The 11,610-nt window shown below is 44.0% G+C and carries 8 protein-coding genes; 6 read left to right on the top strand and 2 right to left on the bottom strand.

The genetic code is table 11. From position 1 onward, the window contains the following. Positions 1–209: 209 nt before the first annotated feature. Positions 210–578, bottom strand: coding sequence for a DUF1801 domain-containing protein (locus IH597_04340; protein MBE0661678.1), 369 nt, complete (start codon positions 576–578; stop codon positions 210–212). A gap of 293 nt (positions 579–871) precedes the next feature. Continuing rightward, complete coding sequence (locus IH597_04345; GenBank protein MBE0661679.1) at positions 872–2,854, bottom strand: hypothetical protein; 1,983 nt, start codon at positions 2,852–2,854, stop codon at positions 872–874. Positions 2,855–3,293: 439 nt separating this feature from the next. Between IH597_04345 and IH597_04350 the strand changes: the two genes are divergently transcribed. The 6 genes from IH597_04350 to IH597_04375 all read left to right on the top strand — a co-directional run bounded on the left by IH597_04350 (position 3,294) and on the right by IH597_04375 (position 11,256). Continuing rightward, positions 3,294–4,091: an ABC transporter permease gene (locus IH597_04350; protein MBE0661680.1), complete on the top strand. Its 798-nt coding sequence runs from the start codon at positions 3,294–3,296 to the stop codon at positions 4,089–4,091. Beyond that, on the top strand, positions 4,069–5,127 hold the full coding sequence (locus IH597_04355) for an ATP-binding cassette domain-containing protein (protein ID MBE0661681.1): 1,059 nt from the start codon (positions 4,069–4,071) through the stop codon (positions 5,125–5,127). The genes IH597_04350 and IH597_04355 overlap by 23 nt, the downstream gene beginning before the upstream one ends. Before the next feature lie 106 nt (positions 5,128–5,233). After that, positions 5,234–5,590 (top strand): hypothetical protein, encoded by a 357-nt coding sequence (locus IH597_04360; GenBank protein ID MBE0661682.1) that lies wholly within the window; start codon positions 5,234–5,236, stop codon positions 5,588–5,590. 78 nt (positions 5,591–5,668) lie between these two features. Further along, positions 5,669–5,848, top strand: a complete 180-nt coding sequence (locus IH597_04365; protein MBE0661683.1) for a hypothetical protein — start codon at positions 5,669–5,671, stop codon at positions 5,846–5,848. A 757-nt stretch (positions 5,849–6,605) separates the two neighbouring features. Beyond that, the gene (locus IH597_04370) at positions 6,606–7,979 is read left to right on the top strand and encodes a TrpB-like pyridoxal phosphate-dependent enzyme (protein ID MBE0661684.1); all 1,374 of its coding nucleotides are present in this window, start codon (positions 6,606–6,608) and stop codon (positions 7,977–7,979) included. Between the two features lie 400 nt (positions 7,980–8,379). Further along, positions 8,380–11,256 carry an insulinase family protein gene (locus tag IH597_04375; protein MBE0661685.1) on the top strand — a complete coding sequence of 959 codons (2,877 nt, stop codon included), beginning with the start codon at positions 8,380–8,382 and terminating at the stop codon, positions 11,254–11,256. Positions 11,257–11,610 lie beyond the last annotated feature (354 nt).

Raw genomic sequence — 11,610 nt, forward strand, 5'->3', positions numbered from 1 at the left:
TTCCCTCATTATATGTTCCATGCGGGTATGTAGTTATTGCTTAACTGGTGGTACGTCATGATAATTTGTTCCAGCGGTTCGCATAAAAAAACTCCCGCATCAGAAAGATACGGGAGTTTTAAATGGTTGGTTAGGGTTAAATAGAAAGGCTAATGATAATTAATATCTCCGAGGGCATTTTCACTCACTGTTTTAAAGGCAATTGAACTTTAATACATCCACTTTGCATCATTTTCAATAACATCCTTATACCTGTATTTTGCAATCTTTTCAATTAATTGTTTTGGCAATGGTTTGTCGTAATCAAAATGTACACTGTCTTTTCCGGTTGTGAATGCAGTTAGCTCATTTCTAAATGGTTCTAATGAAGGGCCCGTAGGCATAAAGGTCATATGCTTTTTGAATGCCGCATAGGAAAATAAAATCCTTTTTTCAATAAATACGGGTTGCCCCCATTTCAACTCTTCGGATGCTTCCGGAGCAATAGATTTTAATAACGCGCGGATTTCATTCAATTTTTCCTGTGCATGTACAGGTGCTGCTTTTATGTATTCATCAACAGTTTCTGGTTTGGTCATGTCTGAGAATTTTATATTTGTTCAAAGTTGTGTTCCGTCTGACCACAAATTTCCTGCAAGATCTCTTAAAGAAACTCTTCTACTCTATTGATCTTGTGATCCCGCAGTAAGGTCCATCTTCCTCAATCCAACATATTTTTGATTCATATGCTTATAATCATACGGTAAAGTTAAATCATTTTTAACCGCTACCAGTTTGTTCAGTATTATTTGTGCCGGCGGCTCGAAAAAAAACTCCCGCATCAGAAAGATACGGGAGTTTTAAATGGTTGGTTAGGGTTTAAAAGGGAAGGCTACTGATAATTAATATCTCCAAGGGCATTTCCGTTAAATGTGTTATTAGATTCGGTTAAAGCGCCGTTAATTCTTACATCAATGCCCCAGCCCAAACTGTTGCTGATAATGCTGTTGGTAAGCGTAAGTTGCGCATTTCCATCAATCCCGGTATTGGTTTGTCCAAAGCCCGAACCAACGCTGCTGTTACCGGCATAGGAAATCTCAACATAATCCATGATGCTTTCCACTGAATTGCTTTGATAGTAAATCCCTTTCCAGTGCGCACCAGTTCCTGCCCTACGGGTAAAGACTATTCGTTCGGCGGGGGTTCCCTGTGCAACAATTACACTGGCTGACCTGAGACGGAATAATACATCGTTGGTGAACTCCAGCACTGTACCGGCTTCAATTGTAACCCGGTCGTAAATATCTGCATTGGAGGTAAACACGTATTTCCCATTCTGCAGTTTGATCCAATCCTGGTTTACTCCTGTGTTCAGTACCCCGCCATCCACAACTACATAATTGTTTCCGAAATCACTTGCATGATCAATGGACGACATTTGGGGTGTGCGCATGAAAACCGCTCCTTCAGTCAGTCCTGCACCGAAATTCAGGTTGTCAAAACTAATCACCGTATTATCATACCTGATGTAAATGCCATAGCCATCTATATCAGAGAATATCAAACCGCTGAGGCTGGCACGCGCAGTGCTGGCCAGGGCAAGCGCAGTTTTACCGTAACCCGATGCGATATCACTATGGCCTGCATGAGAAAAGTTCATGTGATTCAACTGGTTCTCAACCGAAGAACTTTCAATAAAAAGTCCGGTCCAGGCTCCGGGCTGTTCCACTGTGCCTCTAAATATGATGGGATCTGAAGGGGTTCCCATGGCTTGTATAACGCCAGTGCTCCGCACGCGGAAGCGAATGCCACTTTCAAACCTGAATTCAGCTCCTTCATTGATGACAACCTCGCCTTGCGCGTCAATTTCATTTTTCACCAGGTAATGCCCATTCATTGGTTTTACCCATTGGTGTTCAGAGTCAGCAGGAAGCACGCCTCCGTTAACTTCAATTGCAAAGCCATTGAAATCGCTGGCTTCATCAATGAACCCAATATGGGCTGCTTTGATTTGCATAGCACCCAGGCTGTTTGAGTCAAAGTTATTTTCCATCATGCCAACTTCGGCAGCATCATTATGAATGCTTAAACCAAATCCATCGTTGCTTGTAAAAGAACAATGCTGGATATTAATTCTTCCATTCTCAACATGAAAAGCCGTTTGCGGACGTCCGGATGTGATGTCACTACTGCCGGCAGCGGATACGTGTACATGGTTAAACTCATTTTCAATGTTGTTCGACTCATGGAGAATTCCTGTCCAGAACCCTGGGATTTCGGACTCACCGGTGATTATAACTGGCTGGTCTGCCGTACCCAAAGCTTTGATAACACCAGAGGTTCTGATCCTGATGCGACGATCGCTCATCACATGGATGCGAACACCGGGATCAATGGTCATCATGGCAAACATTTCAACATTGCCGCTCACAATGTAATCAGGCAGGTTTGGATCTTCAAAAATATCTGTCAGATGAAGATCATCATTGTACGAACCGCTCAAAGCCGTTGTTGCAGGCAGGGCTGTGATCCTTACATTATCTGTGCTCTCGCCAAGATTATTGGAGATTGTAAGGCGTATCTCATAATCTCCGGAAATATCCGGGACAAAAGAAGCTGTAACCGAGCTGGCGTTACTGATGGTTGTGTTGCTTCCAACCGGAATTGAAATAAATTCCCATAGGGTCTGAAAACCCCCGCCATTCAAGTCACCCGAAGCGGAAGCATCCAGCTGAACGGTTTCACCTGTTGGCGCTTCCCTGTCGGGCCCTGCAACAGCGGTGAGACCATGTTGATCATCGTCATCATCTTTTTTACAAGCTGCCATTGTTAATATTGCAGCAGCAATCGGTATCAAATAAAATAGCTTTTTCATTTTCTTAAAATTTTAGATTAATTAGGTGCAAAAACATTTGTACATGATAGCTCATGCAGTTCAATTTGAATAGTCCGGTGCGCCGGAACTCTTGCTGTTGTTTATGTTTAAGCAATACAGATAAAGAATAATTCACTTCATAGTTAACGTCGTAAAAGTTATCGGATTGCCTGTTATTTTTAAATGCACCACCTTTAACAAATTTTTAACATATTGGTATTCATTGATTTTAGCCAAAAACTGGAATCAGAAGTGATGTGTAGTGGTCTTTCCTTTAAGATTTTTTTCGATCCAATGGAATGTTGAAATAAATGAGTGCCAGCTTATTGTTCGTGCTTCTTGTTATGGAAGCATTTCTAGAAAAGCTGGTAAACCGTAGTATTAGCAATTAGTTTAATTTCGCAATGCATAACAGCTACAACAGAATTTGTTTAAGTTGATGAATTATAGGTTGTTTAATATAGTTGTGGCCTTGCTTGGCGGTCTTGTCCTGCTTTTTATTGTAGGACCGCTGCTGGGCATGGTGCTGGCAACAACCCCATCGCAACTTTTTGAAGCTGCGCAGGAAGCAGAGGTGAGAAGAAGCATTGGCCTTACGCTCTGGGTGTCAATGGCAGCAACCATCGTCTTTGCATTGGCTGCCATTCCTTTTTCGTGGTTGCTTGCACGGAAAGAGTTCAGGTTCAAACAACTGATCAGCGGTATTATTGATCTTCCTATTGTGATCCCTCATTCGGCTGCCGGTATTGCAGTGCTGGGATTTATCTCACGCGATTCAGTATTAGGAAAAATGGCTTCGTCTGTTGGCATTGACCTGGTGGGCAATCCTGCCGGTATTGCCCTAGCTATGGCTTTCGTGAGTGTTCCTTTCCTGATCAATGCCGCCCGTGATGGATTTGCCGCTGTACCTGAAAGACTTGAAAAAGCAGCGTTAAACCTGGGCGCTTCACATTTCCGGGTTTTTATGAGTATTTCATTGCCGCTGGCATGGCGCAGTGTTTTGTCGGGTTTTGTAATGATGTTTGCCCGCGGCATGAGTGAATTTGGCGCTGTGATCATCGTAGCTTACCATCCTATGATTGCACCGGTAATGATCTATGAACGCTTCAGCGCTTTCGGGCTAGCTTATGCCCGGCCGGTGGCAGTCTTGTTCCTGGCAGTTTGCCTGGTTTTCTTTATTGCACTTCGATTGTTCACCAATAAATTAGGAAGACATGGAAATGCTCAGGCTCGATAAAATAGCATTGAATGTTGGTGATTTTTCGCTGCATAACATTGATTTCGCGGTGGAAGAAGGCGAATATTTTATTCTGCTCGGGCCGTCGGGTGCGGGCAAGTCGTTAATCCTTGAACTGATTGCCGGATTTTATATGCCTCAGCAAGGTAAGCTTGTCCTCAAGCAAAATGACATCACCAACCTGCCAATACAGCAACGGGAAGTGGGTTTGCTTTTCCAGGATTTTGCTATCTTCCCACACCTGAGTGTTTTTGATAACATTACCTATCCGTTGCGAAATGCTTCAATTAGTAAAAGTGAGCGATTGGAAACTGTCAGGCAGGTGGCAGCAGAACTGGAAGTAAGCCATTTGCTGCACAGAAATCCCACAACACTTTCAGGTGGCGAACAACAACGCGTAGCGCTGGCTCGCACTATGGTTCGCAAACCGGCAGTTTTACTGCTCGACGAACCCCTTGCCGCGCTGGATGTGCAGCTACGTGGCGGTATCCGTTCATTGCTTCGCCGGCTCAATCAACAGGGTCAGACCATATTGCATGTGACCCACGATTATGAAGAGGCTGCCATTTTAGGCCATCGTATTGCAGTAGTTGAAAATAACACGATTGCTCAGTGTGGTTTACACGATGAAGTTTTTCATCATCCACGCTCTTCGTTTATAGCCAATTTTGTGGGCATCAGGAATTTCTTTGCCGGCGAACTTTTTGAAAATACTGACGGAATGCGCAGCTTCCGCATGAATGGGGTTATCATAAATATTCTGAGCGATCAGGCGGCAGGAAAAGGATTTGCAGTGATCCGCAGCGAAGATATATTTCTTTCACCAGAGCCGCTCGACAGCAGCGCTGCCAATAATCTAAAAGGTGTTATCACTTCCGTGGAACCCGCCCGTGTGGGTTATGAGATCAGCATTGATGCAGGAATTCCATTGATAGCGATTGTTGCAAAAGAATCGGTTGCAAGGCTACGTCTGGAACCGGGGAAAGTTGTTTGGGCAGGATTTAAAGCCTCAGCAGTGAAGTTTGTGGCGGCATAAGCACTTGATAAATTTTCGGCGTTTTATTTGCCAGCGAACCAAATTCGTTCATACATTTGGCACATCATCAATTCTTCATCATTCATCACCTTTAAATTTGATTTTTATGAAACGTCTAATCATTGCAACGCTTTCTGGCCTTTTGTTCGGATTCGTATGCTACGGTTTTGCGTCAAGCTCCGGTAGCCTTCCCATGCCTGTTGCGCTTCAAATCATTATCAGCAGGACTCTTATCGGTTTTGCCATTGGGACCAGTAGCCTGAAACTTGGGCATTGGGCCATACATGGTATTCTGATGGGATTTCTTTTCAGCCTGCCATTGTCATTTAGCGGAATGATGGCGCCTGAGAATCCGGAATTTACAAAAGAAATGATGTTTGCTTCAACAGTTGTGATGGGCGTTATTTACGGTTTGCTGATTGAGCTGATCACAAGCGTTATTTTTAAAGCAAAACAGAAATAGTATAATTTTTAATGACAACACCTAAATTCTATTATTATGACAGAACAAACAACACCTCAACCGGCAAAGGTTACCAAAATAAAGAAGATCCACAAGCATAGCAACAACAACGCTGTGTACGGGCTTGGTTTAATTGGTGCAGTAATTTATTATATCACAACAGCTACCACCTTCTGGGGCGGTGTGATTGGCGTCCTGAAAGCACTTGTTTGGCCTGCATTTCTGGTTTATGAATGGCTGAGGTATTTGGGGATGTAAGAACTATTGTTCAATTATTTGTACATCCGTAATCTTCCCACAAGAGCAAAATTAACTCTCTTTTTGTCATTTTTTGCTGATCTCACCTTTGCTGAATTTCCAGGTATTTTTCAACTTACACCTGCCGCCGGCCCGCTTTCAGGCTTGCTCTCACGCCCTGAAACCTTATGCTTTAATAATTCCATATTAAAACAATTCTTATGCAGCAGAACCAACCCTGCATTATCCGTCAGACCGCTTTGAGCGGTCGGACGGGAGGTGGTTCAAATGTTAAAAATTTCACAATTTTTTTATTTTCCGTACTGTTCGCTTTAATAGCACTTACATTTGTATCAAATTTTAGCGGATGTTCCACAACGTGATCATATCATCTTTCCTTCTGAACATCTGGGCTTGGTGGCAAGCCCCATCGGCTGCCTGTATCCTATCATAGAACCCCCTGGGAGCTTTTAGCTCTGTTGTAATCAAGAAACATATTGGTTCACATCACCATTTCCGGTTTACCGGCTTGATTAACTTTTTTCGCAGTGAGAATAAATTTTAGGGATGATCAGGCAGTTGGCAAAAAGCAGTTGGCAATAAGAAGCTGCCCTTCGGCGGCAGGTGAGTTGGCAATTAAATACATTACTCCAGGCCTCGACAACTAGAAACTCAGCTACTGCAACACTGCAACACTGCATTACTGCATCACAAAAAATCCCGCACACTCAGGAGTTAATTAAACAAAATAAATACCTAATAACTTAAAAATAGCATTATGGAACGCAAAATAACCCTTTCAGAAAATGAAATACCAAGGTTTTATTATAACATCCTGGCTGATATGCCCAATAAACCGCTTCCGCCCCTCCACCCCGGAACAAAGGAACCAATCACGCCGGATATGCTCGAACCCCTGTTTCCCCGTGAACTGATTCTTCAGGAGGTTTCGGGCGAGAGATATATCGAAATTCCGTCCGAGGTCCGTGATATATATACACGCTGGAGGCCAACGCCTTTATTCAGGGCACGAGGGCTTGAGAAACTTCTTGACACACCTGCCCGGATCTTTTATAAATATGAAGGTGTAAGCCCGGCCGGTTCGCACAAACCCAATACTGCGGTGGCCCAGGCATTTTACAACAAGGCCGAAGGCATCCGTCGGATTACAACAGAAACAGGCGCGGGGCAGTGGGGATCAGCGCTTGCCTATGCCTGCCAGATTTTCGGCCTCGAATGCGAAGTGTTCATGGTAAAGGTCAGCTACGATGGTAAACCGTATCGCAAGATCATGATGAATACTTTCGGAGCAAAAGTACATGCTTCGCCATCGGTGCTTACGGGAGCTGGCCGTGCGATCCTTGAATCCGATCCCGGTTCGCACGGAAGCCTTGGAATTGCCATTTCCGAAGCCATTGAACGTACTGCCGGCGACCCGCATACGCATTATGCGCTGGGAAGTGTACTCAACCATGTGTTACTTCACCAGACGGTTATCGGGCAGGAAGCCATTATACAAATGGAAAAGGCCGGTTATATGCCCGATATTGTGGTTGCTCCGTTTGGCGGTGGAAGCAATTTTGCCGGGATTGCTTTTCCGTTTTTACGTCTGAACCTTGCCGAAAATCAGAACATCCGTTTTATTGCTGTTGAACCATCATCCTGTCCTAAACTAACAAGGGGTGAGTTCAGGTATGATTTCGGTGATACCGCCGGTATGACCCCTTTGCTGCCCATGTACACATTAGGGAGCAGTTTTATGCCTTCTCCGATCCATGCCGGTGGATTGCGTTATCACGGGGCTGGTGCGCTGGTGAGCCAATTGCTGAAAGATGGGTTTATTGAAGCTGCTTCCCAAACACAGCAACGCTGTTTCGAAGCCGGAATGGATTTTATTCGTGCCGAAGGAATTATTCCCGCACCTGAAGCAAACCATGCCATTGCCAGCGTAATTGACGAGGCTATTCGCTGCCGTGAAGAAGGTGTGAGCCGTACGATCCTTTTCAATCTTTGCGGACATGGCTATTTTGATATGGCAGCCTATGAAGCTTACCTATCGGGCGAGCTAAGCGATGTTGAGGTTTCGAATGAGGAAATCAGGAAGTCGGTAGCACTGACTGATGTTTTCCAGCCTGAGATGGTTGGGGTTTGAACACTATTTCCGATCTTCTATGTCATCCTGATCCGCCGCGGCCGATCAGGATGACAAGATTTGACTTTTTGAGACAGCCTCTATCTTATTGCTTTTGTCAGTTTGAAATTTTTTTGATCACGACCGGGTTTATAAAAATTGTTAAACCAGTTTTTGTTACATCTTATTGTAGTAATTTGGCTTCTTCAAACTCGGGTACACGCTTAATAGTTTGATTATGCGGCTAAAGCCTTTAAATTTGTTGAACTTCAATTCCGTTGGCTGAAGCCGAGGGCAATTGAATATTTCAATAATCAGGGCTTCAGCCACATTTTACCAATTTTAATTTGCCTATGTCGCAAACCCAATCGTCATTCGTAATTCGTCATTTGTAATTCATTACTCTTAACTCCTTCTCATCATGAAAAACCTCAAAACCCTGACCCTGCTCTTTTTGCTGAGCACGCTTCCTTTCTGCCTTATTGCAGGCAATCCCCTGGAAGTAAAGACCTACAAACTGGCCAATGGCCTTACAGTTTATCTGAATGAAGATCATAGCAAACCCGAAATCTTTGGCGCTGTGATTGTTAAAACCGGAAGTCGCAACGATCCTCAGGATGCCACCGGTATTGCCCATTACTTTGAGCATATTATGTTCAAGGGCACTGATCGCATCGGAACCGTTGACTGGGAATCCGAGAAGATTTATTTAGACAGCATCTCACTGTTTTACGATCGCCTTGCAGAGGCAACCGACGAAAACATTCGTCTGGAAATTCAGCGGGATATAAACCGTTTATCAATTAAAGCCGCAGAATATGCTATCCCTAACGAAACGGATGTTTTATTGCGCGACATTGGAGGAACTGGCCTTAATGCCGGCACAGGTTTCGAGCAAACCGTTTACTATAATTCGTTTCCGGCTTACCAGCTGGAGAAATGGATGGAGATTTATGCTGAGCGGTTCCGCAACCCGGTGTTCAGGTTATTCCAGTCCGAACTCGAAACGGTGTATGAAGAAAAGAACCTTTATAGCGATATCCCGGTTCAGATGATGATAGAGGATTTTTTGCAAACCATGTACAAGGATCACCCATATTCTACACCTATCATCGGCCTGACTGAACATCTGAAAAACCCACGCCTCAGCAAGATGCTGGAATTCTATAATACATGGTATGTGGCCAATAACATGGCGCTGATACTAGCCGGAAGCTTTAACACAGAAGATATTATGCCCATGATAGAGGAGAAATTCGGAAATTGGCGAAGCGCCGAAATGTCCGAACTTCCTGAATATCCCCTGGCTCAGTTTAATAACAGGGAGTTCAAACAAGTTCGTCTGAGCCCAATACGAATAGGTATCATGGGTTTCAGGGCAGTTCCTGCCGGCCACTCCGACGACCAGGCATTGAAAATTGCCACCAAACTTTTATCTAATGGAGCCGGTACCGGAATCTTCGACAAGATGATGATGGAAAATAAAATTATGGCGGTACAGCCCATGGCCTTGCAGGCGCCTGATCATGGAAGCTACCTCATCTTGTTTGTACCTAAAATTATCGGGCAAAGTTTCAAAAAAGCAGAATCCCTGGTTGATGAAGGATTGCTTGCATTGCGAAGCGGCTCGTTTACCGACGAACTCCTTGAAGCCATCAAACTCGAATACCTCAAAGAATATCAGCGCAGCCTCGAAACTGCTGAAAACCGCGTTTACCTGCTGATTGAAGCCTTTACGGAAAACAAAACCTGGGATGATATCATTGAGGAAATGGATGCAATTGAAAAGATTAGCCGCGATGATGTGATCCGGGTTGCAAATGCCTACCTGGGAAATGATCGTCTTGTTTACTGGTCAAAGATGGGGTTCCCAAAGAAAGATAAACTTGAAAAACCCGAATGGGAACCTGTGATCCCGCAAAACGCTGATAAAAAATCGGAGTTTGCCCGCAGGCTCGATGCTTATCCTGAAAGCTGGCCTGAACCCAATTTTATTTCATTTGGCGAGGATGTCAGGTTCGAACCGATCAAAGACGGCTATGACTTCTATCATACCCACAATCCTTACAACGATGTGTTTACGTTGAATATAAAGTACAAGAAGGGAGATTTGCACGATAAATTGCTTTCGAGCGCGGTTCAGTATATAAATCTTGTGGGAACCGATCAAAAGACTTTTCAGGAATACCGGAGCGAACTGCAACAACTTGGTGCTTCATTATCATTTTATAGTGATGATAATTCAGTAACGGTTCAGGTGGATGGTTTTGATGATAAATTTATTCCGACCCTGCAATTGGTTAACGAAATGCTTATAAGTCCCGGAATTGACGATACACAACTGGAGAAATTCCTCCAGGGGATCAAGAGCAATAATAAAATGCGCCGCGATGATCCTATGTCTATTGGCAATGCGCTTTTTAAATACGCATTGTATGCCGATAATGCTGCGGACATCCGCAATATGACCTATAACGAAGCAAAAAAGCTTAAAGGCGAACAGTTGATCTCCTTATTTAGAGAAGTACTTACCTATAACGCGGATATAATTTATACCGGCAGCTTAAAATTTGAGGAAGCCAGAAGCGCCATTGCAGGAAGCATTCAATTAGCAGATAAACCTTTAAGAGCCGATTATATTGAGCTTTCGCGACAGGATTTTTCTGAAAACACAATCTATCTGCATCATAACGGGAAGGCAAGGCAAAGCAACATCAATTTTTATGTTCAGGGCAATGTGCTCAGCGAACAGGATAAGGCGCTCACCAATGCCTTTAACGAATATTTTGGTTCGGGAATGAGTTCGCTGGTTTTCCAGGAAATTCGTGAGTTCCGCTCCTTGTCGTATGCAGCATATGCTGTTTATAATCCGGCATTCCTTAAAACAGGCCCTGCACACTTGATGGGTTACATGAACACACAGAGCGACAAAACTTTGGATGGAATTCAGGCCATGAGCGAACTGATCCTGCAGATGCCATCTAAGCCGGATCGCATGGAAGGCATACGCAAAGCCCTGATGCAATCGGTATACACTTCCCAGCCCGGTTTCCGTGAACTTGGAAACACGGTTGCCCGCTGGCGTATGCAAGGCTATGATTCCGATCCCAGGGAATTTCGCTATTCCATTTACAACCGTATTGATTTCAATGATGTTGTAAAATTTTACAAAGACCAGCTTGGCAACAAACCGTTGCTGATTTCAGTAAGCGGCAACCTCAAAGGCATTGACCGCAAGGAACTTGAGAAATACGGAAAATTGGTGGAATTGAAGTATAAGGATTTTATCAGAGAGTAGTTTTGTAATACTGTGATGCTGCGGTGGGTTTATTGGAGTAGTGAATGGTTAATTGGCTTGCCCGCCGTAAGCACTGGCCTTTGTGCGTGGGATGGCGGGTTAAATGGTCAATTTATCCATTGGTAAATTGGTGGAGTAATGGAGTAATGGAGTAATGGAGTGATGGAGTGATGGAGTGATGGAAGGCAGCAGCATATGAATGAAACCACGCCCTGTCTAGTCCTGAAATAGGTTTACACGAAAAGTAAACTAAAAACAGGATTATGAAGAGAAAAGTAAACTTTTATCCGGACGATTTTAAGTTGAAAGTTGTTCAGGAGTATCTGACCACCGATATAAGCCTCGATGAAATTA

Source organism: Bacteroidales bacterium, from assembly GCA_014860575.1.
Lineage (GTDB): Bacteria > Bacteroidota > Bacteroidia > Bacteroidales > JAAYJT01 > JAAYJT01.